Here is a 26,013-nt window from a genome sequence, read left to right as displayed (position 1 = left end):
CTAGTCCGCCGGCGGCGGCGGCGGTGCGGCGGCGGTCGACACCGGAACCGCTTCCGGGTGCAGCAGCACGCGCACGTCCTCGCCGATGCGCCGGGTCTCGACGATGCGCATGTTCAGGCGCTGGGTCATCGCATCGATGTGCAGGCCCTCGAACAGCGGCCGTGCGCGCTCGCCCAGCATCACCGGCGCCACGTACAGCAGCAGCTCGTCGACCAGGCCCGCGGCGAGGAAGGCGCCGGCCAGGGTGGCGCCGGCCTCGACCTGGACCTCGTTGACGCCACGCTCGGCCAGCAGCTTCAGCACCGCGTGCAGGTCGAACAAGCCGGCCCTCACCGGCACGTGCATGTGCTGGGCGTCGACGCCGCGCGGCATGCGCGCGTCGGGCGCGTGCAGGTAAAGGGTGGGTGCGTCGCCTTCGCGGATGTGGCCGCGCGCGACCGTGGCCAGGCCCGGGTCCAGCACCACCCGCAACGGCGGGACGAAGGGGACGCCGTCGTCCAGGCGCACGGTCAGGTGCGGATCATCCAGCAGCACGGTGCCGGCACCGGTGAGCAGCGCGCCGGCACGCGCGCGCCAGCGCTGCACGTCGCGCCGCGCGGGTTCGCCGCTGATCCACTTGGAGTCGCCCGAAGCCAGCGCGCTGCGACCATCCAGGCTGGACGCGAGCTTGACCCGCAGCCAGGGACGGCCGCGCTCGATCCGCGACAGGAAACCCTGGTTCAGCGCACGCGCCTGGGCTTCCATCAGCCCGCTGTCGACCTGGATGCCGGCGGCGCGCAGGGTTTCGTAGCCGTTGCCATCGACCCTGGGATTGGGATCGCGCATCGCCCCGACCACGCGCGCGACGCCGGCGGCGACCAGTGCCTCCGCGCACGGCCCGGTCCTGCCGATGTGCGAGCAGGGCTCCAGGGTGACGTAGGCGGTCGCGCCCCTGGCGCGCTCGCGTGCGCCTTCCAGCGCGAACACTTCCGCGTGCGGGCCCCCGGCACGCTCGTGGAAACCTTCGCCCACGACTTCGCCGTCCCTTGCCAGCACGCAGCCGACCATCGGGTTGGGCTTGGTGGTGAACGCACCGCGCTCGGCCAGGCGCAAGGCGCGCGCCATCATCGCGTGGTCGATGGAAGAAAAAGGGGTCAGAGTCATTTTTCCCTTGGCCCGGTCGGACGGCGCGGCGCAGGATCGAAAAATGACTCCGACCCCTTTTTCTTCTTGTCGGCGTGGCGTTCGGCGTGCTTGTCGATCGGCACGACCTCGGCGCTGAGCAGGGGCAACTGGCCCTCGCCGGGCAGGTCGCGTTCCAGCCGGTCGAGCTCGTCGCGGAAGTCGGCCACGTCCTCGAACGAACGGTAGACCGAGGCGAAGCGTACGTATGCGACATGGTCGAGCTTGCGCAGTTCCGCCATCACGAACTCGCCGACCCGGCGCGAACCGATCTCGCGCTCGGTGGTCATCCGCAGCTGGTGCACCACCGCGCGCACCGCGGCCTCGATCTGTTCCTCGGCGACCGGCCGCTTCTGCAGTGCGCGGTCGAAGCCCACGCGCAGCTTGCGCGCGTCGAAGTTCTCGCGGCGGCCATCGGACTTGATGATCACCGGCAGCTTCAACTCCACCGTCTCCAGCGTCGAGAACCGTTCGCCGCAGGCCTCGCACTCGCGCCGGCGGCGGATCGTGGCGCCGTCGTCGGAGACGCGCGAGTCGATCACGCGGGTGTCGACATGCTGGCAGAAGGGGCAGTGCAAGGCGCGACCTTCCGGCTCAGCCGCCGTACACCGGGAACTGCCGGCACTGTTTCGTCACGTTCTCGCGCACGCCGGCGATGACGTTGCCGTCGTTCGGGTTGTCGAGTACGTCGCAGATCCAGTTGGCCAGCGCGACGCAGTCCGGCTCCCTGTAGCCACGCGTGGTGACGGCGGGCGTGCCGATGCGCAGGCCGGAGGTGACGAACGGCTTCTGCGGGTCGTTGGGCACCGCGTTCTTGTTGACGGTGATGTGGGCGCGGCCGAGCGCGGCTTCCGCATCCTTGCCGGTGATGTTCTTGCCGATCATGTCGACCAGCATCAGGTGGTTGCGGGTACCGCCGGAGACGATCTTGTAGCCGCGCTTGACCATGGTTTCGGCCATCGCCTGCGCGTTCTTCACCACCTGCTGCTGGTAGGCGGTGAATTCGGGCTCCAGCGCTTCCTTGAACGCGACCGCCTTGGCCGCGATCACGTGCATCAGGGGGCCGCCCTGGATGCCGGGGAACACGATCGACTGCAGCTTCTTCTCGATCTCGTCAGCGGCGTCGCCCATCGCGGCGCGGCTGGCGACGATGATGCCGCCGCGCGGGCCGCGCAGCGTCTTGTGCGTGGTCGAGGTGACCACGTGGGCATGCGGCACCGGGTTCGGGTAGGCGCCGGCGGCGACCAGCCCGGCCACGTGCGCCATGTCCACGAACAGGTACGCACCGATCTTGTCGGCGATGGCGCGGAAGCGCGCCCAGTCGACCACTTGCGAATAGGCCGAGAATCCGGCGACCACCATCTTCGGCTTGTGCTCGACGGCGAGGCGCTCGACTTCGTCATAGTCGATCAGGCCCCGGTCGTTGACCCCGTACTGCACGGCATGGAACAGCTTGCCGCTGATGTTGACCTTGGCGCCGTGGGTGAGGTGGCCGCCATGCGCCAGCGACATGCCCAGGATCGTGTCGCCCGGCTGCAGCAGTGCCAAATACACGGCCTGGTTGGCCTGCGAGCCCGAATGCGGCTGCACGTTGGCGTACATCCCTTCCGTGGAGCCGGCACCGAACAACTGCTTGCAGCGCTCGATCGCCAGCCGTTCGGCGACGTCGACGTATTCGCAGCCGCCGTAGTAGCGCTTGCCCGGGTAGCCTTCCGCGTACTTGTTGGTCAGCACGCTGCCCTGCGCCTCCATCACCCGCGGGCTGGCGTAGTTCTCGCTGGCGATCAGTTCGACGTGGTCTTCCTGGCGCTGGCGCTCGTCCGCGATGGCCTGGGCGAGTTCGGGATCGTAGCCTTCGATGCGGGCATCGCGGGGGAACATGGATCGCTCCGGGCGGGGGTCGGGGAGGCGCAAAGTGTAGCCGCAGCGGGGGTTTACGGCCATTCAACTGGCGTGGAACAGCCTGTTCCGGGATAATCCCGCCCATCCGGAACCCTTTCCCGCGGCCCTGCCTTCGCAGCTCGCCGCCGCCCGCCTGCGGAGCCCCCGATGTCGCAATACATCTACACCATGAACGGTGTCAGCAAGACCGTCCCGCCCAAGCGCCAGATCATCAAGGACATCTCGCTGTCGTTCTTCCCCGGCGCCAAGATCGGCCTGCTGGGCCTCAACGGTGCCGGCAAGTCGACCGTGCTCAAGATCATGGCCGGGGTCGACCAGGACTTCGTCGGCGAGGCGCGGCCGCAGCCGGGCATCAAGGTCGGCTACCTGGCGCAGGAACCGCAGCTCGATCCGGACGATACCGTGCGCCAGGCGGTCGAGAAGGGCGTCGGCGAAGTGCTGCAGGCGCAGGCCGCGCTGGACAAGGTCTACGAGGCCTACGCCGAGGAAGGCGCGGACTTCGACAAGCTCGCCGCGGAGCAGCAGCGGCTGGAAGCCATCCTCGCCAGCGGCGACGCGCACACGCTCGAGCACCAGCTGGAAGTCGCCGCCGACGCGCTGCGGCTGCCGCCGTGGGACGCCCGGATCGGCAACCTGTCCGGCGGCGAGAAGCGGCGCGTGGCGCTGTGCCAGCTGCTGCTGCAGAAGCCGGACATGCTGCTGCTCGACGAGCCCACCAACCACCTCGACGCCGAGTCGGTCGAATGGCTGGAGCAGTTCCTGGCCCGCTACACCGGCACCGTGGTCGCGGTGACCCACGACCGCTACTTCCTCGACAACGCCGCCGAGTGGATCCTCGAGCTCGACCGTGGCCGGGGCATCCCGTGGAAGGGCAACTACACCGACTGGCTGACGCAGAAGGACGCGCGCCTGAAGCAGGAGGAGTCGTCGGAGAAGGCGCGGCAGAAGGCGATCCAGCGCGAACTCGAATGGGCGCGCAGCAACGCCAAGGGCGGCCGCAGCAAGGGCAAGGCGCGGCTGGCGCGGATCGAGGAACTGCAGGCGGTCGACTACCAGAAGCGCAACGAGACCAACGAGATCTTCATTCCACCGGGCGAGCGCCTGGGCCAGTCGGTGGTCGAGTTCAAGCACGTGTCGAAGTCGTTCGGCGACCGCCTGCTGATCGACGACCTCAGCCTGATCGTGCCCTCGGGCGCGATCGTCGGCATCATCGGCCCCAACGGCGCCGGCAAGTCGACCCTGTTCAAGATGATCACCGGGCAGGAGAAGCCCGACAAGGGCGAGATCGTGATGGGGCCGACGGTCAAGCTGGCCTACGTCGACCAGAGCCGCGAGAAGCTCGAAGGCAACCACAACGTCTTCCAGGAAGTCTCCGGCGGCGCCGACATCCTCAACATCAACGGCGTCGAGATCCAGTCGCGCGCCTACATCGGCCGCTTCAACTTCAAGGGCCAGGACCAGCAGAAGCTGGTGGGCACGCTGTCGGGCGGCGAGCGCGGCCGCCTGCACCTGGCCAAGACCCTGCTGCAGGGCGGCAACGTGCTGCTGCTGGACGAACCGTCCAACGACCTCGACATCGAGACCCTGCGCGCGCTCGAGGACGCGATCCTGGAGTTCCCGGGCAACGTGTTCGTGATCTCGCACGACCGCTGGTTCCTGGACCGCATCGCCACCCACATCCTCGCCTTCGAGGGCGACTCGCACGTGGAGTTCTTCCAGGGCAACTACCGCGAGTACGAGGAAGACAAGAAGCGGCGCCTGGGCGAGGAAGGCGCGCAGCCTCACCGCCTGCGGTTCAAGGCGCTGAAGTGAGGCAGTGCCCGCCAATCGGCGGACGCGTCCCGTGGGAGCGGCTTCAGCCGCGAGCTATTGAAGAATGCGGACACCGACAGAGCTCGCGGCTGAAGCCGCTCCCACAAAGAGCAGGCTGAGGAGGGGAAACATGGGTTTCATGCAGGCATTGCGCGATCGCTGGAACGCTGCCGATTCCCTCGTCTGCGTCGGCCTCGACCCGGAGCCGGCGAAGTTCCCCGCGCGGTTCGCGGGCGACCCCGATGCCGTGTTCGCCTTCTGCCGCGACATCGCCGATGCCACCGCGCAGTACGCCTGCTGCTTCAAGCCGCAGATCGCGCATTTCGCCGCGCTCGCCGCCGAGGATGCGCTGCAGCGACTGGTCGCGCACATCCACGCCGCGCACCCCGGCATCCCGGTGATCCTCGACGCCAAGCGCGGCGACATCGGCAGCACCGCCGCGCACTACGCGGGCGAGGCGTTCGATCGCTACGCGGCCGACGCGGTCACGCTCAACCCCTACATGGGCCGGGATTCCGCGCAGCCGTTCCTGGACCGCGGCGACCGCGGTTGCGTGTTCCTGTGCCATACCTCCAATCCCGGCGCGGGCGACTTCCAGGAACTCGTCGTCGCCGCCGACGGCGGCGCGTGCCGGCCGCTGTACCAGCACGTGGCGGCGACCATCGCCCGCGACTGGAACGGCAACGGCAATTGCGCGCTGGTGGTCGGGGCGACCTTCCCGGAAGAGCTGCAGGCCATCCGCGACCTGGTCGGCGACCTGCCGCTGCTGGTGCCCGGCATCGGCGCGCAGGGCGGCGATGTCGAAGCAACGGTGCGCAACGGCAAGGCCGCCGACGGCACCGGACTGATGGTGAATTCCTCGCGCGGCATCCTGTACGCATCGCGCGGGGCGGATTACGCCGAGGCGGCAGCCGCGGCCGCGCGCAGCCTGCGCGACGAAATCGACCGCTATCGCTGACTCCAGCCCCGGGCGCGAGCCGCATCGCCGCCGGCAGCGGGCAACTCAGTCGCGACGCAGCAGCGCGCGCAGCGCCGCGACCGGGAACCGGCCCCAGATCATCGCCAGCACCGCGGCCCGCGCCATCGCGCCGCGATGCGGCGCCTCGAACTTGCGGAAGTAGCGCCAGAACCCGCGGTGCTTGTGCCACTCCACGAACAACGGCCGCGCCCGCGACGACACCCCGCGCACGTGCACCACGCGCACGTCGTTGGCGACCGCGACCACGGCGCCGGCAGCGCGCACGCGCCGGCACAGGTCGAGGTCCTCGGCGTGCAGCCGGTAACCCGCGTCGAAGCCGCCGACCCGCGCGAACAGGATCCGCGGCAGCAGCATCAGCGCGCCGGATACGGCATCGACGCGCTGCAGCGAGCGTTGCGGGTCGAACGGAACCCCGAGCCGGGCCGCCGCTGGCGAGCGCAGCATCGCCGCGAGCATCCCGGCGAAATCCGGGTCGCGCCGGCGCGCGGCCGCGTCGCGCAGGCCGTCCTCGCCGACCAGGTCGGCACCGAGCAGCGCGTTGCCGTCGAGCTGGCGGCCGTGCGCGCGCAGGCGCGCCAGCGTGTCCGCCTCGACCAGGCAATCGGGATTGACGAAGGCCAGCCACGTGGCGTCGGCGACGTCCCCGAGTGCCGCCGCGCCCTGGTTGCAGGCGACGGCGAAGCCCGGGTTGTCGGGATTGGCGACGAAACGCAGGCGCGCGTCGCTTGCGGCGTGGCGCTGCACGACCGCGACGGTGTCGTCGCTGGAGGCGTTGTCGACGACCCGGATCGCGACCACGCCGTCGGCCGCGCGCAGGCGCGACAGGCAGTCGTCGATCGTCGAGGCGCTCTGGTGGGTGACCACGATGGCGGCGATGTCGGGCGCGTTCATGGCGCCTGGGTGCCGTCGTCGGCCGCCGCCCCGGGCGCGACGCGCGGGAACAGGTCCGCCTGCGGGTGCGCCGCGTCGATGGCGTCATGGCGTTGCTGCAGTTGCCGGCGGATGTCGCGCAAGGGATCGTCCATCAGGAAGTTCGCCAGCCGCGCATGCCACCCCGGCCAGCGCGCGGCCAGCGCGTCGAGGTCGCCGTCGCCGGGCGTGCCCTCGCCGCCGCGGGCGACGAACGCGGTCTCGCACAGCGCGTTGCGCCAGCCCAGTCCGGACAGGCGCAGCGACAGGTCCACCAGCGCCGCATACCAGGAACCGTAACTGGCGCCGTCCAGGCCGCCGGCGCGACGGCGCGCGCTGCCGCGCAGGGCGACCGCGTGCGCCACCGCCGCCGGCAGTTCCGCGTGCCGCGGCGGCATCGCCGCGCAGGCCTGGGCCAGGCGCGGGAGATCTTCGGGAACCAGCGCGACTTCGCCGCAGCGCGGCCAGGCCGCGGTTTCGCCGGCGTTGCACCAGGGCGTGGCGGTGGCGATCGCGGCATCGCGCGCCAGGCAGGCGGCCAGTTGCGCCAGCCAGCCGGGTGCGGGAACCGCGTCGGCCGCGAGCACCACCACGTCGGCATCGCCGCAGGCCTGCAGCGCCTCGTCCAGGTGCGCGACTTCGCCGGCATGGCGCTGGCGGCGGCTGTAGTCGGCCGCCAGTGGCGTGTGCCGCAGCCAGCGCTCGATGATCGACAGCCCGCGCGGCCCGGCCTGGGCGTCGTCGACCAGCCACACCCGGGTGCCGGCGGGGGTCGCGGCGTCGAGTGCGGCCAGGCAGGCGTCGAGCGCGGTGTCGTCGCTGCCGACCGGCAACAGCACGATCGGCAATCCCTGCCCGGCCGTCGTCGCCGCGTCGCCCGCCGTGGCTGCCGTCGTCACCGCTGCTTCGGGGTCCTGTACAGCGGTTCCATGGCGCGGAAGCGACGGCCGTATTCGTCGGTCAGGTCGCGTGCTTCCAGCGGATTGCGCAGCACCGTCGCGGTCAGCAGCACGATCACTTCCTCGCGGCTGGTGCCCGAGCGCTGGGTGCCGAACAGGCCGCCGATCACCGGGATCCGGCTGAGGCCGGGGACGCCGGATGAGCCCCGGTCGACGCCGTCGCTGATCAGGCCGGCCAGCATGATGGTGTCGCCGCTCTGGATCGCAGCCTCGGTCTTGAGCCGGCGCGTGTCGATGCGCACGTTGCCGTTCGGGTCGGCGCTGGACAGGGAACCCGGCGTGCTGATTTCCTGCACCAGGTCCAGGAACACGGTGCCATCGCGGGTGATGCGCGGACGCACCTTGAGGATGGTGCCGGTATCCAGGTACTGCACCTGGCTGAAGGTATTGCCGTCGCTGCCGCTGTTCGGGTTGAAGGTCACCGAGGAGATCGGGATCCGGCTGCCGACGTTGAACACCGCCTCGGCGTTGTTGCGCACCACCACCGACGGCGTCTGCAGCAGGCGCACGTCGGTGACCTCGTCGAGCGCGTTGATCACCGCGGCGGCGTTGCGGCCGAGGAAGGTCCAGGCCAGGCCCGGGTTGACGCCGCCGGCGGGACGGATGCTGCCGGCCAGGTCGCCCCAGATGGTGCGGCCGGCCGCGCTCGGCAGCCCGGCGCCGCCATTGGCCGGCGTCGCGTTGACTGCCTGCTCGAAGTACCAGTTGACGCCGTACTGCAGCGCACCGCTGAGCTTGACCTCGGCCACCTGCGCCTCGATGTGCACCTGCAGCGGCATCACGTCCAGGCGCTCGATTACGTCGCGGATCGAACGCCAGGCCTGTCCGGTGGCACGCACCAGCAGGGTGTTGGTCTCGTCGACCGCGGACACGCCGACCTTGTCGCCGTCCACTTCCAGCATCACCGCGCCGTTGCCGGACTGGCGCGGATCCAGCGACAGCGAGCCGTCGCCGAGGCCGCCACCACCGCTGTCGCCGCCGACCTGCGCGCTGCTGGCTGTGTCGTCGATGCCGCCGTCCTTGATCTGCGTCGATTGCAGGCCGGGCATCAGGCTCGGCGCGCCGCCGTTGTCGGAGCGCCCGCCACCACCACCGAAGACCTCGGCGAGCCGGTCGGCGAGATCCTTGGCCTTGACGTACTTGAGCTCGTAGGAGAACAGCTGCACGCCTTCGCCGGCGCTGTCGATGCGTTGCAGCCACTGCTGGATGTCGTCGAGGTAATCGGCTTGCGGCGTGATCACCAGCACCGCGTTGGCGCCTTCCAGCGGCATGAAGCGGAACATGCCGGCCACCGGCGACTTGCTCTGCTCGCCGAACACCTTTTCCAGGTCGGCGACCACCTTGGTCGCCTTGCCCGACTGCAGCGGGAACACCCCGACCGACATCGAGGACATCCAGTCGACGTCGAAGATCTCGACCGTGCGCAGGTAGTTCTCCAGTTCCGCGCGGGTCCCGGCCAGGGTGATCAGGTTGCGGCCGGAATCGACGTTGACGATGGCGTTGGGCCGCGCGTAGGGCTTCAGCACCTTCTCCATTTCCGCCGCCGAGATGTAGCGCAGCGGCACCACCCGCGACTCGAAGCCGCGCGCGCTCGCCGCCGAGCCGGTGCGCGGGGCGACGGTGCCCGCCAGCGCCTGGTCGGACGGCACGATGTTGTAGCGGCCGTCGCTGTAGACCATGCGCGCGTTGTTCCAGCCCAGCACCATCTCCAGCAGGCTGCGCGCCTCGGCCGGGCTCACCGGGTGCGGGGTGGCCAGCGTCACCGTGCCCTGCACGCCGGGCGCGATCACGTAGTTCTGGCCGAGCATGTCGCCCAGGATCGCCTTGACCACCGCCTGCAGCGACTCGCCCTCGAAGTTGAAGGTGGCCGCGCCGGTGGTGCCGACCAGGTTGGGCAGCGGCGCGGCCGCGGCGCCGCGGTTGATCACCTGGCCGGTGCCGCGGCGGATGATCGGCTGCGGACCGGCGTCCTCCGCGGGCAGCACCTGGCTGCGCACGTCGTTGCCCGTGGGGCTGGCCGCATCCGCCGATGGCTGCACGGCGGGCGCCCGCGCCTGGCTGCGCTGCACCACCGGCGACGACATGCTGGCGCAAGCGGCCAGCAGGCTGGCGAGGGTCGCGGCGAGCACCGCTTTGAGCTGGGGACGAAGGTTCATTGGTCGGGCACTCTACGGTTTCCTGGCCGGCGCTGTCTTTTGCAGCGCTTCCTGCCGCAACTGCGCGCGGCGCGCTTCGATGCGCTTGCGGATCGCATCCATCTGCTTTTCGGTGGCGGTGGGCTCGGGCGTGTTCGCCGCCGGCGCCGGCGACGCCTCCGTGGCGTCATCGGCCTCGGCCGCGGCCACTGGCGGCGACGGCCGCCGCCCGGGTGCGTTCGCATCGCCGGCATCGGCGCGGTCACCGGGTTCGCGCACCTCGGTCGGCGACGCCCCGCCGACGCCGTCGAAGGTGCGCAGGTCGAGCGCCTTGCGCCCTTCCGGCCCCTCGAACACCGCGCTGCGGGCGTTCAGTTCCACCAGCCGCCACGCCGGGATGTCCTCGGCGGCTTCGCCGAGCTTGATCCGCACCGAATCCCCGCCCTGGCTGGGCTGCACGATCGCCATGTGCAGTTGCGGCGTGATCAGCACGCTGGTCAACACGTAGTCGAAGGCATCGACCTCCGCCTCCTCGCCATCGCCCGATTGCAGCGAGAACGGATGCGGGCGGCGGTCCTCGGCGAACAGCGGGCGGGCGCCGATCTCGGCGTACTGCGCCAGCGGCCCGAGCCGCTCCGGCGGCGAAGGCCGCGGCTGCGGCAACGGCTGCAGCAGGCCGGGGTCGTCGGCCAGCAGCGCCGCGCGCCCGCCCATGCCGGCCAGCGCCAGCACCCAGGCCAGCAGCGCCCAGCCGGCCACCGTCGCCAGCAACCAGGTGCGCGGGCCGGCGCCGTCAACGCGCACGCGGCACCTCCACCACGGCCTGGCCCGGCCGCGGCCGCAGGTAGCCGTACAGGTCGAAGCTGACGTCCAGGCCGGCATCCTGGGCCCGGTTCTGCCCGGGCAGGAAGAAGTAGCGCTGCGCCAGCACGTTGAGGTTGTCGACGAACAGCCGGGGCGAGCCGCTTTCCAGTGCGTGCAGCACCGCGGCGAGTTCGGCGTTGCCGCAGCGCAGGCGCACCTGCACCGTCACCCGCGCGAATCGCTCGGTTTGCCCGCCGTTGCCGTCCATGGGCGAACGGTTGCTGATGGCGCAGCCGCGATTGCCGGGGCTGGCCTGTGCCACCACGGTCTCCAGCCGCTGCACCAGCCCGGCGGTGGCGAGTTCGGTGGTGGCCTCGGGCAGGAACGCGGGCGCGGCGGCATCCTGCTGTTGCGCGACCGCCAGCCGCCTGCCGATGTCCGGCGCCTGCTGCAGTTGCATGCGCGCGCGCAATTCGCGTTGCTGCAGGGTGGCGATGCGCGCGCCGGTTTCCTGCATCGGCACGGTCCACCAGGGGTGCACGAGCAACAGGTAGGCAAGCGCCAGCGCGGCCAGCAGCAAGCCCAGCGCCAGCCAGCGGTCGCGGTCAGTCGTGGCCGGCATCGGCGGGCTCCGGGGCAGCGGGCGCGGGCGCGGCGGCGGGCGCGATCGCGAGGTCGGCGGTCAGGGTGAACCGGTCGCGGCCGCTGCGCGGATCGGGTTGCAGCGCGCCGGTGAGCGCCGGCGAACGCCACGGCCGGGCGCCTTCCAGCCGCCCCACCAGCGCCGAGGCCTCGCTGCTCAGCCCGATCAGCAGCAGGCGGTCGTTCTCGATCGCCAGCTTCTCCAGGTAGGTGTTGTCCGGCAGCCGTCGCGCCAGTGCATCGAGCACCTCGATCGCGGTCGGGCGCGCGTTGCGCAGGCGGTCGAGGAACGCGCGGCCCTCGACCAGGTCGACCAGTTGCTGGCGCTGCAGCGCGACTGCGCGCGCGGCGCGCGCCTCGCGGTCGGCACGCGCCTGCAGCGCCTGGGCGGCGCGGTCGCGGTTATCGAGCACTTGCCACAGCATCATCGCAAGGGCGAGCAGCGCCAGCGCGCCGAACACCCAGTTCCACGCGCGCCACGGATCCAGCTGCTGCCGGCGCTGCGCCTGCGGCAGCAGGTTGACGCCCAGCGGCGTGCCGCTGCCGCCGGCGACATCGATGCCGGCCAACTGGCCGGCCAGGGGGCCCAGCGCGTCCAGTTGCGCGGACAAGGCCTCGCGCGGCACCACCACCAGTTCGGCGTCGAGCTGGCCATCGCTGCCGCGGCGCCCGAGCAGGCGCGCATCGAAGGCCACGGCGTCGGCGGCGAATGGCGTCTGCCTGTCGATCTCGAAGGCGACCACGTCGCGCAGGCGCTCGGCCGCGGCTGCCGGCAGCAGCAACCTGCGGCGCAGGCCGCTGGCGGCGGGCAGCAGCAGCCAGCGCGGCAACTCGGCCAGCTCTGGCGACAACAGCGTGGCCAGCACGTCAGCGCCCGCCGCGGCCAGGTCAGGGACGCGCGCGAGGTCGCGCATGCCGTCGCCGTCCTGCAACCGCAACTGCACGGCATCGCCATCGGCCTGCAACAGCAGGCGGCCACGATCCAGGCCCAGCGCCAGGCGCCAGCGACGCGGCAACCAGGCCGCCAGCGAGTGGCCCCACCAGGCGAAAAAGCCGCCCGTGCCGGTCCAGCGGGCAAGCTGGCGGCCCATGCGGTCGCGCAGCGACGTCATCGTGGCGATGCTCCCTCCTCCCATCGCAGTGCGGTCCATGCCGACCCCGGCAAGCCGTTCCCGCCGCTGCGCACCACCACCCGCAACACCGCGGTGCGGCCGCGGAGCCGCGCACGGCTGTCGATACTATACGTGCCGCTATCGGCGCCCACGAGCGGCTGCCCGTCCGGCAACTGCGGCGGTGGATTGCCCGAAGCCGGCGTCCATGCCTGCCGCTGCGCCAGCAGCCGCGGCGCGTCCAGCCCCATCGCCGCCAGCACCTGCGCCGAAGCGAACGCGGGATCCGGGCGTTCGCGGCCGCTGTACACGGTGACGTGGGGTGCCAGCCGCGCGTACAGCGCCGGCGTCATGCCCAGCACCTGCTCGACTTCGGCAACGCTCTCAAGCGGCGCGTCGGCGGCGCCGTAGGCGCGACCGGCGGCGGCATAGTCGGCGTCCTCGGCGCCGCCGGCCGGCTGCGTCAACGAATCGGCGTCGCGCCAGTCCAGGATCGCCACCGCCACTTGCCCGGCCTCGCGCGGATCGCTGCCGACTGCCTGCAACAGCGATGCCAGCAGGCCGGCATCGGCCATGTTGAGGTCGACCTTGCCCTGTTCGTCGACGATCCGGATCTCGACCTGCGCATCGGCGAAAGTCCAGCGGTATTCGCGGCCATCGGCGAGCCAGCGCCAGCGCGGGTCCTGCTGGCCGACGCGGGTGATCGCGTATTCGATGCCGGCACGCGCGGCCTGCTGCGCGACCACGCCGCGACTGAGCACCTGGCCCTGCAGGTGCTCGGTGCGCGCGGCCAGCGCGAACGCGCCGACCAGCGCGGTCAGCAATGCCACCAGCCACAGCACCAGCAGCAGCGCGGCGCCGCCGCTCTTGCCGGATTGCGCGCGGCGGCGCCGGCGCACCGGCGTCATTGCATGTTCCCCGGCGCGGCGGCGTAGCTGCCGGCCAGCGGCAAGGCCACCACCAGCGGCGGCCAGTCGCGGCCATCGGCGTCCTGCAGGTCGATCTCCACCTGCAAGGGCAAGGCCTCCGGGGTGCGCCACTGTTCCTGCCACTGGCCCAGGCGATTATCGGCATCCATCGCCCGATAACGGAAGCGCACCGCGCGCAGTCCTTCGGCGAGCAGTTCCGGCGCGCGCGGTTCGCGCTCCTGGACCACTTCCCCGCCCTGCACCACCGACAGCGCCACGGTCAGGCGCAGCGTGTCGCCGCCGTCGCGCTCGACCGCGAACTCGTGCAGGTACGGGCCGCCATGGCCCAGGTAATCTGGCAGGTCGGCGACGAAGCGCATGCGCCCGGGCTCGCCGACGAAGCGCTGCGCCAGGCCACTGTCGGCCTCGATCGCGAAGGCCACCGGCCGGGTCGCGACCAGTCGCGCGCGCAGGAAGCCCTCGACCGCGCGCATGCGTTCGCTGCGCGCGGCGATCGCCTCGCCGCGGTTGGCGGTGGCGGTGGCGGCGCGCAGCGTCGCGAACGCCAGCGCCAGCCCCGCGGCGAGCAGCGCGGTCGCCAGCAGCACCTCGATCAGGGTGAATCCGCGCATGGTTGATCGCCCCGCCCTCACAACGGCGGCTCCGCGGCCACCGCTGCCGGCGTCACCAGGCGCAGCGATTGCAGTTGCAGCCGGCGGCGTGGATCGTCGCCGTCGCCCCATTGCACCGCCAGCGACAGCTGCAGCAACTGCGGCGCCGACAAGTCGCGGGCGATGGTCGGCGGCAGCAGCGGATCCTGGTACGGCGCCACGTCGAGCGTCCAGCGATAGCGACCGTGCTCGAAATCGCCTTCGCTGTGGCCGGGTTGCAGCACTTCGCCGACGCCGACCTGGTCGAGCAGCGACTGCGCGTGCAGCGCCGCGCGCCCGGCTTCTTCGGCCCATCGCACCTGCCGCGCCGCGCCCGACAACGTCCCCAGCAGCAAGGTCAGCGCCAGCGCGAGGATCGCGAAGGCGATGATCACCTCGATCAGGGTGTAGCCGCGCATGGTGGATGGACCCGCTACCGCATTGCATATGCCGTCGGCACGGCCCGCGTTACCCGCTCGCCCGCGGCGGTTCCTCATGTTGTCCGGACTGCCGCCGCGGCCGCGCAAGGCGCCTGCAGGCGCCGTCGGACCCTCCAAACCGTCGGGGGCCCTGAAAACCGGCATCCTGGCTTTCGCCTTGGAGGCCACCAGCACGTCGCAGACACCGCTCACCGCACCGCCTCCGTGCGCGCCAGCCGCACCTGCCCGGTCAGCCAGGCGACATCCACCTTCCACGCCGCGTCGTCCACCTGCAGTTGCACGCGCCCGCCGGTGGAGGCGCCGTCGGCGAAGAACACGATCGCACCTTCGCCGCGCGAGGGCTGGACTTCGCGCGCGCCGGTGAACACGATGCCGAGCTGTTCCGGCAGGGTGCCATGCCGCTGCTTCGGCGCGCTCCAGGTGTGGGCATGGGGATCGATCGTGAAGCGCTGGGGCTCGCCCGTCGCCAGCGCCTGGGCGCGGGTGTAGCGCAACTGCGCGGCGACTTCCTTCGCCGCCGAGCGCAGGCGCAGCCCGTCAATGCCACCGCCGAGCGCGGCCGCCGCGAGCAGGCTGGCGAGCGCGATGATCGCGATCACCAGCACGATCTCGAGCAGCGAGAAACCGCGCATGGTCGATGCACCCGCTACCGCGTTGCGCAAGCCATCGCCGCGCAAGCCTGAACGCCGTGCCGGCGTCGCCAAGCCGTCGCCGTGGCTTGTCCCACCCGCAAGCCCACGGCCCTGCCCCGCGTCACCGCCGCCACGGCTCGCAGGACCCGTCAGCGGGGCGCTTCGGCTCACCACATTCCCGACCCCGGCCCGTAACGCGCGGCTACTGGTACTTCACGTCGCCGTCGACGCTTTCGCCGCCCGGCTGGCCGTCCTTGCCCAGGCTGATCAGGTCGAACGGCTGGCCATCGCCGGGCACGCGGTATTCGTAGGCGTGGTTCCACGGATCCTTGAGTTCGGCTGCCTTGGCGTACGGGCCCAGCCAGCCGGTGGCATTACCCGGATTGTCGACCAGCGCGTCGAGCGATCCGGGCAAGGTGCCGGTGTCCATTTCGTACTGCTGCACCTTCTCGGCCAGCGTCTGTACCTGCGCCTTGGCGAGGTTGGCCTTGGCGCGGTCGCCGCCGCCGAGGATGCGGCTGGCGGCGAAGGCGACGATGCCGCCGATCAGCACCACCACCAGGATGATCTCGATCAGGCTGAAGCCGCGCATGGCGGATCCGTACGCCGCGACGTGACGCAAGCCGTCGCCACGGCGTGCGCCCTCCATGCGCCTGCGGCTCATGTCCGCGTTGTACATGCCGTCGGCACGGCGTGCGTCACTCGTTCGCCTGCGGCTGTTCTGCGCGCCGCACATGGCGTGGCTGCCAGCGTTTGGCGACACGCGAACCATGCGTCGGGCCTGGAACCGTCGATTGCCCATCAGTTCATCCTCTCCATAGTCGATCCGTCTTGGTCGATGCGTCATGCACGCGCCTAGCCGATCACGTTCGTGAGGTCGTAGATCGGGGTCAGCACGGCAAGGATCACGATGCCGACGATGCCCGCCATCAGCATCGTCACCACCGGCACCAGCGCGGCCAGCATCCGGTCCAGCGCCAGCGAGGTTTCCTGCTCGAAGGTGTCCGCGGTCTTGAGCAGCATCGTGTCCAGGGCGCCGGACTCCTCGCCGACCTGGATCATCTGCAGCGCCAGCCGCGGGAAGCGCTTGCCGCGCGCCAGCGCGCTCGACAGGCCGACGCCGTTCTTCACTTCGTCGGCGGCGGCCTCGACGTCGGTGGCGAGGGCGCGGTTTCCGAGCACGTTGCGGCCGATGCCCAGCGCGGTCAGCAGCGGCACGCCGTTCTTCAGCAGGGTGCCCAGGGTGCGCGCCAGGCGCGCGGTCTCGAGCTTGGCGACCAGCGGGCCGGCGAACTTCTGCCGCAGGATCCATTCGTCGAAGCCGGCGCGCACGACCGGGTCACGCAGGCGGCGCTCGCCCCACCACAACGCCAGCGCCGGGACCACCAGGAGCACGATCCACCAGTCGCGCACGAACATGCCGACGCCGAGCACCAGTTGCGAGAACCACGGCAGCGGCGCGTCGAGGCTGTCGTACATCGCCGCGAACTGCGGCACCACGAAGCCAAGCAGGAACAGCAGCGACAACCCGACCATCAGCAACAGGATCGCCGGATAGATCATCGCGTTGACCACGCGCCCCTTCATCGCGCGGCTGCGCTCCAGGTAGTCGGCCAGCCGCGCCAGGGTCTCGTGCAGGCTGCCGCCGGCCTCGCCGGCGCGGACCATGTTGACGTAGAGCTTGCCGAAGGCGCCGTGCTGGCGCTCCAGCGCGGTCGACAGCGCGGTGCCGCCGCGGACCGCGTCGCGGATGTCGGCGATCGTGCGCTTGGCGGCTTCATCTTCGGGCAGTTCCAGCAGGATCGTCAGCGCGCGGTCCAGCGGCTGCCCCGCGCCGAGCAGGGTCGACAGCTGTTGCGTGAACTGCACCAGCCGCTGCCCGGCGAACGGCCTGGGCTTGAACAGCGCGCGCCACGCGCCGTCGCCGCCGCCTTCGGACGCCAGTCGCGCCTCGACCGGCAGGTGGCCCTGCTCCTGCAGCCGCAGCACCACCTCGGCGTCGTTCGCGGCCTCCATCTGGCCATCGAGCATTTCGCCGCGGGTGTTCAGCGCCTTGTAGCGATACAGCGGCATGCGCTCAGGCGTCCTCGGTGACGCGCAGCACTTCCTCGATGGTGGTCGTGCCTGCCAGCGCCTTGGCGATGCCGTCCTCGTACATGGTGCGCATGCCGGCGTCGCGCGCGAGCTGCTCCAGCTCGCCCATGCCGGCATGGCGCATCACCGCGCGCCGCAGGGCATCGTCCATCACCAGGAATTCCATGATCGTGGTGCGCCCCAGGTAACCCGTCGGCGCCAGCGCCGAACCGCGCGGGCGGTAGAGGAAGATCTCGCCCTGCGGCTGGTAGCGCCGCAGCGCGAATTTCTCGATCTCCTCGGGCGACGCCGGGTACCGCTCGGCGTGCGTGGGCTCCAGCCTCCTGACCAGGCGCTGGGCGAGGATGCCGTTGATCGTGGACGTGAGCAGGTAATCCTCGACGCCCATGTCGAGCATGCGGGTGATGCCGCCGGCGGCGTTGTTGGTGTGCAGCGTCGACAGCACCAGGTGGCCGGTGAGCGCGGACTGGATCGCGATGCGCGCGGTCTCCAGGTCGCGCATCTCGCCGATCATGATGATGTCGGGGTCCTGGCGCACGATGCTGCGCAGGGCGTTGGCGAAATCGAGCCCGATCTGCGGCTTGGCCTGGATCTGGTTGATGCCCTCGATCTGGTATTCGACCGGGTCCTCGACGGTGATGATCTTGACGTCGGGCGTGTTGAGCCTGCTCAGCGCGGTGTAAAGCGTGGTGGTCTTGCCCGAGCCGGTGGGGCCGGTCACCAGCAGGATGCCGTGCGGTTGCTGCAGCACGTGCTCGAACTGCGGCAGGAAGTGGTCGGTGAAGCCGAGCCGGTGGAAGTCGAACACCACCGTCTCGCGGTCCAGCAGGCGCATCACCACCGATTCGCCGTGCGCGGTCGGCACCGTGGACACGCGCAGGTCCAGCTCCTTGCCCTGCACCCGCAGCATGATGCGGCCGTCCTGCGGCAGCCGGCGCTCGGCGATGTTGAGCTTGGCCATGATCTTGACCCGGCTGATCACCGCCGCGGTCAGGTTCTGCGGCGGGCTCTCGCCTTCCTCGAGCACGCCGTCGATGCGGTAGCGCACCTTGAGCCGGTTCTCGAACGGTTCGATGTGGATGTCGGACGCGCGCAACTCGACGGCGCGCTGGATGATGAGGTTGACCAGCCGGATCACCGGCGCCTCGGAAGCCAGGTCGCGCAGGTGCTCGACGTCGTCCAGGTCGCCGGATTCGCCTTCCGCGGTCTCCACGATCGCGCCCATCGCGCTGCGGCCCTGGCCGTACCAGCGTTCGATCAGGTCGTCGATCTCCGAGCGCAATGCGATCGCCGGCCGCACCTCGCGCCCGCTCGCCAGGCGCACCGCGTCCAGCGCGTACCCGTCCTGCGGATCGGCGCAAAGCACGTCGACGTGGCCGTCGTCTTCGCCGACGGCGACGACGTGGAACTGCTTCATGAACTTGGGCGTCAGCGCCACGCCCTCGGGCGGCAGTTCCGGCACCTCGCGGGTGCTGCGCAGGGGCAGCCCCAGCACCGCGGCACAGGCCTCGGCGTGGTCGCGCTCGGACACCAGCCCCAGCCGCGCCAGCAGGGTCAGCAGGCTTCCACCGGTTTCCTCCTGCAGGCGGCGCGCGCGGACCAGGTCGGCCTCCTTGACCCGGCCCTTGTCCAGCAACGCCGCCACCACGCGCTCGTCGGCGCTGGCCTCGACCCCGTCGCCGGCCGGCAACTGCACGCTTGCTTCGTTGGCCACTGCGTTCACGACCCGCCCTCCGCGGCGAAGCGCCGACTCTAGCAGGTCGGGCAATGCGCGCCGCCGCCGCCGCGGGCCATCAATTCACGAACGCGCGCGCATTCCTGAACATCCGCAGCCACGGCGAATCCTCCGGCCAGTCCTGCGGTGCCCAGCTCAGGTTGGCGCGCCGCGGCGTGCGCTCCGGGTGCGGCATCAGGATGGTGGCGCGGCCGTCCTCGCTGGTCAGGCCGGCGATACCGTCCGCCGAGCCGTTGGGATTGGCGGGATAGGACGTGGCGGCGCCGCCATCTCCGGCGACGTAGCGCAGCGCGACCCGCGCCGCGCTCCGGTCCAGGCTGCCGTCGGGGCCGTCGAAGTCGGCGCGGCCCTCGCCATGCGCGATCGAGACCGGGATCCGCGACCCGGCCATGCCGCGCAGGAACAACGACGGCGACTCGACCACTTCCAGCAGCCCGAAGCGCGCCTCGAACTGTTCGCTGCGGTTGCGCAGGAAGCGCGGCCAGTGACCGGCGCCGGGGATGATCGGCTTGAGCTGGCTGAGCATCTGGCAGCCGTTGCACACGCCCAGGGCGAAGCTGTCGCCGCGGGCGAAGAAGTCGGCGAACATGTCGCGCAGTTGCGGCCGCTCGAGGATGCTGGTGGCCCAGCCGCGGCCGGCACCGAGCACGTCGCCGTAGCTGAAGCCGCCGCAGGCGGCGAACCCGGCGAAGTCTTCCAGGCGCATGCGCCCGGCGATCAGGTCGCTCATGTGCACGTCGAAGGCGCGGAAGCCGGCGCGTTCGAACGCCGCCGCCATCTCCACCTGCCCGTTGACGCCCTGCTCGCGCAGGATCGCGACCCGCGGCCGCGCGCCGGTGGCGATGAACGGCGCCGCGATGTCTTCGGCCGGATCGAAGGTCAACGCCGGCCGCAGGCCGGGCGCATCGAAGCGGCGCAGGGCGTCGCGCTCCTCGTCGGCGCAGTCGGGGTTGTCGCGCAGCCGCTGCATCGCGTGGCTGACCGACCACCAGGCGTCGAACAGCTGCTCCCAGCGCCACTCGGCCAGGCTCTGGCCATTGTCGAGGACCCGCAGCAGCGGCGCCCCGGTCGGACGCGCGATCCGTTGCGCGCAGTCGACCAGGCCATGGCGCGCCACCAGGTCGGCGAACGCGGCGCGGTCCTGGCAATCGATCTGCACCACCGCGCCGAGTTCCTCGTTGAACAGGGTGCGGCAGACGTCCTCGATCCGGTCCGCGCCCCAGCCGTCGAGCACGATGTCCAGGCCGACGTGCGAGCAGAACGCCATCTCCGCCAGCGCGGCGAACGCGCCGCCGTCGGAGCGGTCGTGGTAGGCGAGCAGCAGGCCGGCTTCGCGCGCGTCGCGGATCAGCTCGAAGAACGCGCGCAGGCGCTGCGGGTCGTCGAGGTCGGGGACGCCGAAGCCCTCGCCGTCGCCGCTGAAGGCCGGCAGCGCGGCGTCGCCGCCGCCGCCGGACTGCACCGCGTGCGGATGGCATTGCGCGAGGATCGAGCCGCCCAGGCGCTGGCGCCCGGCGCCCAGCCCGATCAGCCACAGCTCGGTGTCGGCGTCGCGCGACAGCAGCGGCGTCAACTGCGCGCGGGTATCGACGACCGCCGCGAACGCGGTCACCACCAGCGATACCGGCGACACCGACTTCTGCGGCGCGCCCGCCGCGCCCTCCGCCGCGGCCTGCCACTGCGCCTGCATCGACAACGAATCCTTGCCGACCGGGATGCTCAGTTCGAGCCCGGGGCACAGCTCCATGCCCACCGCCCGGACCGCGTCGAACAGGCGCGCGTCCTCGCCGGGGTGGCCGGCGGCGGCCATCCAGTTGGCCGAGAGCTTGATCCGGTCCAGCGATTCCACCGGCGCGGCGCACAGGTTGGTGATCGCCTCGCCCACCGCCATGCGCGCGGCGGCGGCAGGGTCGAGCAGCGCCAGTGGCGTGCGCTCGCCGATCGCCATCGCCTCGCCGGTATGCCCCTCGAAGCCCGACAGCGTGATCGCGCAGTCCGCCACCGGCAGCTGCCACGGGCCGACCATCTGGTCGCGCGCGGTCAGCCCGCCGACGCTGCGGTCGCCGATCGTGACGAGGAAGGATTTGGCGGCCACGGTCGGATGCGCGAGCACGCGCAGCCCGGCCTCGTGCAGGTCGAGCACGCCGGTGGCCAGCGACGGCCAGCGCGGCGGCGGCGGATGCACCGCATCCCGGTGCATCTTCGGCGCCTTGCCGAAGAGCACGTCCATGGGCAGGTCGATCGCGAACGCACCCGGTTCGGCGGCCAGGGCCTGCTGCCCGGCTTCGGGCGCCGGCCCTGAAGGCGTGGCATTCGCGGCCTCGCCCATCGCACGGCCGTACACGGTTTCGGCCGTCGCGCCGTACCCCACGACAAGGCGTTCCTCGGCGGTCGCCACGCCCACCACGGCGAACGGGCAACGCTCGCGCAGGCACAGCGCCGCGAATTCGGCGACGCGCTCCTGCGCCAGGCCGAGGACGTAGCGTTCCTGCGACTCGTTGCACCACAGCTGCAGCGGCGACAGCGAAGGATCGTCGCTGGGCACCTTGTCGAGGTCGACCACGCCGCCCACGCCGGAATCGTGCAATAGCTCCGGGATCGCATTGGACAGGCCGCCGGCGCCGACGTCGTGGATCGACGCGATCGGATTGCGTTCGCCCAGGCCGACGCAACGGTCGATCACTTCCTGGCAGCGCCGCTCCATCTCCGGGTTGTCGCGCTGCACGCTGGCGAAGTCGAGGTCCTCGGCGCTGTCGCCGGACGCGACCGAACTCGCGGCGCCACCGCCCAGCCCGATCAGCATCGCCGGGCCGCCGAGCACGACCACCGCGTCGCCGGGCTGCAGCCGCTGCTTTTCGACCATCGGCCGGTCGACCGCGCCGAGGCCGCCGGCGAGCATGATCGGCTTGTCGTAGGCGCGGCTGAGGCCGTCGCCTTCGTGCAGTTCGAAGCTGCGGAAGTAACCGGCGAGGTTCGGGCGCCCGAACTCGTTGTTGAACGCGGCGCCGCCGAGCGGACCGTCGAGCATGATCTCCAGCGCCGGCGCCATGCGCGGGTTGAGCGCCCGTTCGGCCTCCCACGGCTGCGGCAAGGCCGGAATGCGCAGGTGCGAGACGCTGAAGCCGGTAAGCCCGGCCTTGGGCTTGCCGCCGCGGCCGGTGGCGCCCTCGTCGCGGATCTCGCCGCCGGCGCCGGTGGAGGCGCCCGGGAACGGCGCGATCGCGGTCGGGTGGTTGTGGGTCTCGACCTTGATGCAGAAGGCGCTGTCGGCCTGCGCCTCGGCGCGGTATTCGTGCGACTGCGGATCGGGCCGGTAGCGGCGCGTCGGGTAGCCGGCGACCACCGCGGCGTTGTCGCTGTACGCCGACAGCGTGTGCTCCGGCGTGGTCGCATGGGTGTGCCGGATCATGCCGAACAGCGACACCGGCTTGCCCGCGGACTGCTGCTCGCGGCCGTCGATGGTCCAGGAGGCGTTGAAGATCTTGTGCCGGCAGTGCTCGGAATTGGCCTGCGCGAACATCATCAGCTCGACGTCGTGCGGATCGCGGCCGAGCTCGCCGTAGCGCGCGCGCAGGTAGTCGATCTCGTCGTCGGCCAGCGCCAGGCCCAGGCGCGCGTTGGCGGCGTCCAGGTCGGCCAGCGGGATGCGCTCGAGCGCGCCGCGCGCCGGCGCCACGAACAGCGCCGCGCCTTCCTGGCGCGTGGCCAGCAGCGACTGCGTCATCGGGTCGTGCAGCAGCCTGGCGAGCGCGGCCTGTTGCGCGGGATCGCGCGGCCATCCGCCAAGGTCGATGCGGGTTCCGCGCTCGACCCGCTGCACCGGCAGGCGTGCCCCGTGCAGCAGTTCGGTGGCCTTGCTCGCCCACGGCGAGATCGTGCCCAGCCGCGGCACCACGAAACGGGCGACCGCGTCCGCTGGCAGCGGCTGCAGCTGGTCATCGGCCTGGAGGATGCGTTGCAGGGCAGCCGCATCGACGTCGGCATCGGCCTCGGGCTCGACCCAATAGGTGAACCAGGCGCCAAGGACGCGCAGCTCGGGGACGACGGCCTGCAGGCGGGCTTGCAGCCGCTCGCGGCGGAACGGCGACAGGGCCGGCAGGCCCTCAAGGACGATCATGTCCGGCGGAACCGAGGGAAACGGCCCGCCATTGTAACGGAGCCGGCGCTGGGCCGGCTCCGGGGCCCCGATCGACTCAGGTGCCGCCGGTGGCAGTGCTGGCCGCGGGCCTGGTGCCGTCGGCGGCCAGCTTGTCGAGTGCTGCGCGCAGCTGCTCCGGGGGCACGTAGCCGCCGAGCTGGGTGCCGTCGGCGGCCAGGATCATCGGGGTGCCGGTCAGGCCCATGCGCTGGCCGAGGTTGAACTGCATCGTCACCGGGTTGTTGCAGTTGCGGTACGGCACCGGGCGGTCGTTCTTGGCATCGGTCAGGGCCTTCTTCTGGTCGGGCGCGCACCACACCGCGACCATTTCCTTGAAGTCGTCGCTGCCCAGGCCCATGCGCGGGAACGCGACGTACTGCACCGCGATCCCCTGCCTGTTGTAATCGGCGATCTCGCTGTGCAGCTTGCGGCAATAGGCGCACTCGACGTCGGTGAACACCGTGACCGTGTACTTCGGGTTCGCCGGGGCGAACACGATGCGGTCGCTGAGCGGGATGCTGCGCAGCAGCTTGACCCGCATCTTCGCCATCGCCGCCTCGCCGAGGTCCTTCCTCGCGGCGACGTCGTACAGCGCGCCCTGCATCAGGTACTTGCCGTCGTTGCTGACATAGACCACCTGGCCGCCGACGATCGCCTGCTGGAATCCCGCCAGCGGCGCCGGGTCGATCTGCTCGATCTGCGCGCCGGGATTGATCTCGTGCAGGACATCGCGGACCCGCGCGGCGGGGCTGCCGGGGACGATCGCGGCCAGCGCCAGGTCGGCCTTGCTGGCAGTCGCGCCGGGCTTGGCGGCAACCGGCGGCGCGGCCGGCGCGCTGTCCTGGGCGCAGGCGGACAGGCTCATTGCGCCGAGCAGGATGAACAGGGAAGTCTTCATCGGGATCCTGGTGCTTGCACGGACGGCCTTCGACCGCGTGCCGATCATGGGGTTCCGGGGATTGTCGCATGCGCGACGGCAGGAGCCGGGCCGTTGATCTGGCCCGATCGGCCGCGCGGCCCGGGGGCGGTTGCCCTGCGGTGCTCGCAGGCGCGCTGCCTGCTGCGCGCGAGCGCGGCGCGTGGCGGAGTCCGACGATGCCGTCCCTGGCGCAGGGTTTCGGCTCCGGATACCCCGGCCCGGCCATCCATGGCCGGGCGTTCGGCAGGACGCGCGGCAGTGCCGCGCAAGCGGCCTTCCTCACCCCCGCGGATGGTGCTTCTCGTGCAGGCGCTTGAGTTGTTCACGCGCCACCAGGGTGTAGATCTGGGTCGTGGACAACGAGGCGTGGCCGAGCAGCATCTGCAGCGCGCGCAGGTCGGCGCCGTGGTTGAGCAGGTGGGTGGCAAAGCTGTGGCGCAGGCCATGCGGGCTGACCTTGCCCGGGTCGATGCCGGCGCCGGCGGCATGGCGCTTCACGAGCTGCCAGAACTGTTGCCGGGTCGGCGCGGCGCCGCTGGCGTTGATGAACAGCGTCGCCAGTGCGCGCTTGCCTGCCAGTTGCGGGCGGGCCTCGTCGAGGTAGCGTTGCAGCCAGTGCTGGGCTTCTTCCCCCAGCGGCACCAGCCGTTCCTTGCCACCCTTGCCGGTCACCCGCAGAACGCCCTGGCGCAGGTTCAGCGCGGTCGCGGGCAGTTGCACCAGTTCGCTGACGCGCAGGCCGGCGGCGTACATCAGTTCCAGCATCGCGCGGTCGCGCAGGCCGGCGGGCGTGGTGATGTCCGGAGCGGCGAGCAGCGCGTCGACCTGGCTCTCGGCCAGCGCCTTGGGCAGCGCGCGCGGCAGCTTCGGCGGCTCCAGCATCGCGGTCGGGTCGTCCGTGCGCGCGCCGCGGCGCAACGCGTGGGCGAAGAAGGCGCGCAGCGCCGACAGCAGGCGTGCGTTGCTGCGCGGCGAGTAGTTGTCGCGCGTGCGCCAGGCAAGGTAGTCGAACAGGGCGCCGCGGTCGGCCGCGGGCAAACCGCCGCCGGCGCCGTCGCGCCAGCGCGCGAAGCCCTCCAGGTCGCGGCGGTAGCTGGCCAGCGTCTGCCGCGACAATCCCGCTTCGGCCCAGCTGGCATCCAGGAAGGCCTCGATCGCGATCGCATCGGCGTCGCGCAACGGCGGCAACGCGGTGGCGCGCTGGCGGCGTTCGGCGGGCGTGGTCGATGGCATGCGGCGAGCTTAGCGTTCGCGGGCCACGGCCGGGCGCACGCCGGTATGCTGGCCGGATGGAATCCGCATCGAGTCCCGAACCCGCCGCGCTGCTGGGCTGGCGCCTGCTGGCGCTGGTGTACGACCTGTTCCCGGCGCTGGCGCTATGGATGCTGGCGTCGGCCGCCTTCACCTTCGGCTACTACGAGACGGGACATGCGGTGCGCGAGAACATCGCGCCGTTCAGTGCGCTGCAGTTGGCGCTGTGGCTGCTGTGCTGGCTGCTGACCGGCGCCTACGCGGTGCTGAGCTGGCATCGCGGCGGGCAGACGCTGGGCATGCGCCCGTGGCGGCTGCGGGTGGTGGCCGCCGGTGGCGGCAATGCCTCGTGGCGGGCCTTGCTCGAGCGTTATGCCGTCGGCACTGCGTCGTTGCTGCTGGTCGGCGCGGGGTTCTGGTGGGCATGGATCGATCGCGACCGCTTGACCTGGCACGACCGCGCCAGCGCAACAAGACTGCTGCGCGCGCCAGGAAAGGCACCCGGCAACGCGTAGGCAACGCGCGCTGGCGCGCCGGGATTGCCTCCGCGTCCGAAGCTCCCATGGCGCAACGGGCTGCGGGGCTGCGCCGAGGTTCGCAGGTTGGTCGGGGCCGGTGCGAAGGCTTGTTGGCGTCGGACATGGGGCGCCGGGTACGGACTGATCAGGGCGCCGGATGCGGATATCCGTCGGGCGCCGGATGCGGACGCCTTTGGGTGCGAATGTCCCCCGGCCTGCGGCCTCCTCCTTTATTTCGCACCCAAAGGCGACCGCATCCCGCGTTGCGAGTTGCGGAGTGACTCACAAGAGACAGCAGAGCAACGCTCTTCTTAAG

General features: G+C 71.4%; 22 protein-coding genes. 3 read left to right on the top strand and 19 right to left on the bottom strand.

Annotated elements, in window-relative coordinates; genetic code table 11:
- From ribD to glyA, 3 genes are read right to left on the bottom strand one after another with little or no spacing between them, the layout of a single operon-like run.
- The gene (gene ribD / locus MQC88_RS06815) at nucleotides 1–1,143 is read right to left on the bottom strand and encodes a bifunctional diaminohydroxyphosphoribosylaminopyrimidine deaminase/5-amino-6-(5-phosphoribosylamino)uracil reductase RibD (protein ID WP_243320413.1); all 1,143 of its coding nucleotides are present in this window, start codon (nucleotides 1,141–1,143) and stop codon (nucleotides 1–3) included.
- Nucleotides 1,140–1,739, bottom strand: coding sequence for a transcriptional regulator NrdR (gene nrdR, locus MQC88_RS06810; protein ID WP_425491598.1), 600 nt, complete (start codon nucleotides 1,737–1,739; stop codon nucleotides 1,140–1,142). The genes ribD and nrdR overlap by 4 nt, the downstream gene beginning before the upstream one ends.
- Nucleotides 1,740–1,755: 16 nt before the next feature.
- Nucleotides 1,756–3,042, bottom strand: coding sequence for a serine hydroxymethyltransferase (gene glyA / locus MQC88_RS06805; RefSeq protein ID WP_243320411.1), 1,287 nt, complete (start codon nucleotides 3,040–3,042; stop codon nucleotides 1,756–1,758).
- A 168-nt stretch (nucleotides 3,043–3,210) separates the two neighbouring features.
- Between glyA and ettA the strand changes: the two genes are divergently transcribed.
- A complete protein-coding gene (ettA, locus tag MQC88_RS06800) occupies nucleotides 3,211–4,875 on the top strand; it encodes an energy-dependent translational throttle protein EttA (protein WP_243320409.1) in 1,665 nt (554 codons plus the stop codon).
- Between the two features lie 130 nt (nucleotides 4,876–5,005).
- Entirely contained in the window at nucleotides 5,006–5,833 is an 828-nt protein-coding gene (gene pyrF, locus MQC88_RS06795; RefSeq protein ID WP_243320407.1) for an orotidine-5'-phosphate decarboxylase, read from the top strand.
- Nucleotides 5,834–5,878: 45 nt separating this feature from the next.
- On the opposite strand, the gene MQC88_RS06790 is transcribed toward pyrF, so the two are convergent.
- The 16 genes from MQC88_RS06790 to xerD all read right to left on the bottom strand — a co-directional run bounded on the left by MQC88_RS06790 (nucleotide 5,879) and on the right by xerD (nucleotide 25,161).
- Nucleotides 5,879–6,745 carry a glycosyltransferase gene (locus MQC88_RS06790; RefSeq protein WP_243320405.1) on the bottom strand — a complete coding sequence of 289 codons (867 nt, stop codon included), beginning with the start codon at nucleotides 6,743–6,745 and terminating at the stop codon, nucleotides 5,879–5,881.
- Nucleotides 6,742–7,662, bottom strand: a complete 921-nt coding sequence (locus MQC88_RS06785) for a glycosyltransferase (protein WP_425491597.1) — start codon at nucleotides 7,660–7,662, stop codon at nucleotides 6,742–6,744. The genes MQC88_RS06790 and MQC88_RS06785 overlap by 4 nt, the downstream gene beginning before the upstream one ends.
- Nucleotides 7,659–9,878 carry a type II secretion system secretin GspD gene (gene gspD, locus MQC88_RS06780; protein WP_243320402.1) on the bottom strand — a complete coding sequence of 740 codons (2,220 nt, stop codon included), beginning with the start codon at nucleotides 9,876–9,878 and terminating at the stop codon, nucleotides 7,659–7,661. Before gspD ends, MQC88_RS06785 begins: the two co-directional genes overlap by 4 nt.
- Before the next feature lie 12 nt (nucleotides 9,879–9,890).
- On the bottom strand, nucleotides 9,891–10,661 hold the full coding sequence (locus tag MQC88_RS06775; protein WP_243320399.1) for a general secretion pathway protein GspN: 771 nt from the start codon (nucleotides 10,659–10,661) through the stop codon (nucleotides 9,891–9,893).
- Nucleotides 10,651–11,283 (bottom strand): type II secretion system protein GspM, encoded by a 633-nt coding sequence (gspM, locus tag MQC88_RS06770; RefSeq protein WP_243320397.1) that lies wholly within the window; start codon nucleotides 11,281–11,283, stop codon nucleotides 10,651–10,653. The genes MQC88_RS06775 and gspM overlap by 11 nt, the downstream gene beginning before the upstream one ends.
- Nucleotides 11,267–12,415 (bottom strand): PilN domain-containing protein, encoded by a 1,149-nt coding sequence (locus MQC88_RS06765; RefSeq protein ID WP_243320395.1) that lies wholly within the window; start codon nucleotides 12,413–12,415, stop codon nucleotides 11,267–11,269. Before MQC88_RS06765 ends, gspM begins: the two co-directional genes overlap by 17 nt.
- A complete protein-coding gene (locus MQC88_RS06760) occupies nucleotides 12,412–13,320 on the bottom strand; it encodes a type II secretion system minor pseudopilin (RefSeq protein ID WP_243320393.1) in 909 nt (302 codons plus the stop codon). The genes MQC88_RS06765 and MQC88_RS06760 overlap by 4 nt, the downstream gene beginning before the upstream one ends.
- The gene (locus MQC88_RS06755) at nucleotides 13,317–13,952 is read right to left on the bottom strand and encodes a prepilin-type N-terminal cleavage/methylation domain-containing protein (RefSeq protein WP_243320391.1); all 636 of its coding nucleotides are present in this window, start codon (nucleotides 13,950–13,952) and stop codon (nucleotides 13,317–13,319) included. The genes MQC88_RS06760 and MQC88_RS06755 overlap by 4 nt, the downstream gene beginning before the upstream one ends.
- Before the next feature lie 17 nt (nucleotides 13,953–13,969).
- On the bottom strand, nucleotides 13,970–14,389 hold the full coding sequence (xpsI, locus tag MQC88_RS06750; RefSeq protein ID WP_243320389.1) for a type II secretion system protein XpsI: 420 nt from the start codon (nucleotides 14,387–14,389) through the stop codon (nucleotides 13,970–13,972).
- A 209-nt stretch (nucleotides 14,390–14,598) separates the two neighbouring features.
- On the bottom strand, nucleotides 14,599–15,042 hold the full coding sequence (gene xpsH / locus MQC88_RS06745) for a type II secretion system protein XpsH (protein ID WP_243320387.1): 444 nt from the start codon (nucleotides 15,040–15,042) through the stop codon (nucleotides 14,599–14,601).
- Nucleotides 15,043–15,244: 202 nt separating this feature from the next.
- A complete protein-coding gene (gspG, locus tag MQC88_RS06740; RefSeq protein ID WP_243321282.1) occupies nucleotides 15,245–15,634 on the bottom strand; it encodes a type II secretion system major pseudopilin GspG in 390 nt (129 codons plus the stop codon).
- A gap of 263 nt (nucleotides 15,635–15,897) precedes the next feature.
- Nucleotides 15,898–17,115 carry a type II secretion system protein XpsF gene (gene xpsF, locus MQC88_RS06735; protein ID WP_243320384.1) on the bottom strand — a complete coding sequence of 406 codons (1,218 nt, stop codon included), beginning with the start codon at nucleotides 17,113–17,115 and terminating at the stop codon, nucleotides 15,898–15,900.
- Nucleotides 17,116–17,119: 4 nt separating this feature from the next.
- The gene (gene gspE / locus MQC88_RS06730) at nucleotides 17,120–18,832 is read right to left on the bottom strand and encodes a type II secretion system ATPase GspE (RefSeq protein WP_243321280.1); all 1,713 of its coding nucleotides are present in this window, start codon (nucleotides 18,830–18,832) and stop codon (nucleotides 17,120–17,122) included.
- Between the two features lie 97 nt (nucleotides 18,833–18,929).
- On the bottom strand, nucleotides 18,930–22,988 hold the full coding sequence (purL, locus tag MQC88_RS06725; RefSeq protein ID WP_243320383.1) for a phosphoribosylformylglycinamidine synthase: 4,059 nt from the start codon (nucleotides 22,986–22,988) through the stop codon (nucleotides 18,930–18,932).
- Between the two features lie 76 nt (nucleotides 22,989–23,064).
- Complete coding sequence (locus MQC88_RS06720) at nucleotides 23,065–23,907, bottom strand: DsbC family protein (RefSeq protein WP_243320381.1); 843 nt, start codon at nucleotides 23,905–23,907, stop codon at nucleotides 23,065–23,067.
- Between the two features lie 300 nt (nucleotides 23,908–24,207).
- Nucleotides 24,208–25,161 carry a site-specific tyrosine recombinase XerD gene (gene xerD, locus MQC88_RS06715; RefSeq protein ID WP_243320379.1) on the bottom strand — a complete coding sequence of 318 codons (954 nt, stop codon included), beginning with the start codon at nucleotides 25,159–25,161 and terminating at the stop codon, nucleotides 24,208–24,210.
- Nucleotides 25,162–25,217: 56 nt separating this feature from the next.
- Here xerD and MQC88_RS06710 point away from each other — a divergent pair, with 56 nt between their 5' ends.
- Nucleotides 25,218–25,694, top strand: coding sequence for an RDD family protein (locus tag MQC88_RS06710; protein WP_243320377.1), 477 nt, complete (start codon nucleotides 25,218–25,220; stop codon nucleotides 25,692–25,694).
- The last annotated feature ends 319 nt before the right edge of the window (nucleotides 25,695–26,013 follow it).

Origin of the sequence: Cognatiluteimonas sedimenti, from assembly GCF_022808325.1 — a bacterium.
Taxonomy (GTDB): Bacteria; Pseudomonadota; Gammaproteobacteria; order Xanthomonadales; family Xanthomonadaceae; genus Cognatiluteimonas; species Cognatiluteimonas sedimenti.
The sequence above is the reverse complement of the archived record's forward strand: the minus strand, read 5'-3'. Positions and strand labels throughout refer to the sequence as shown.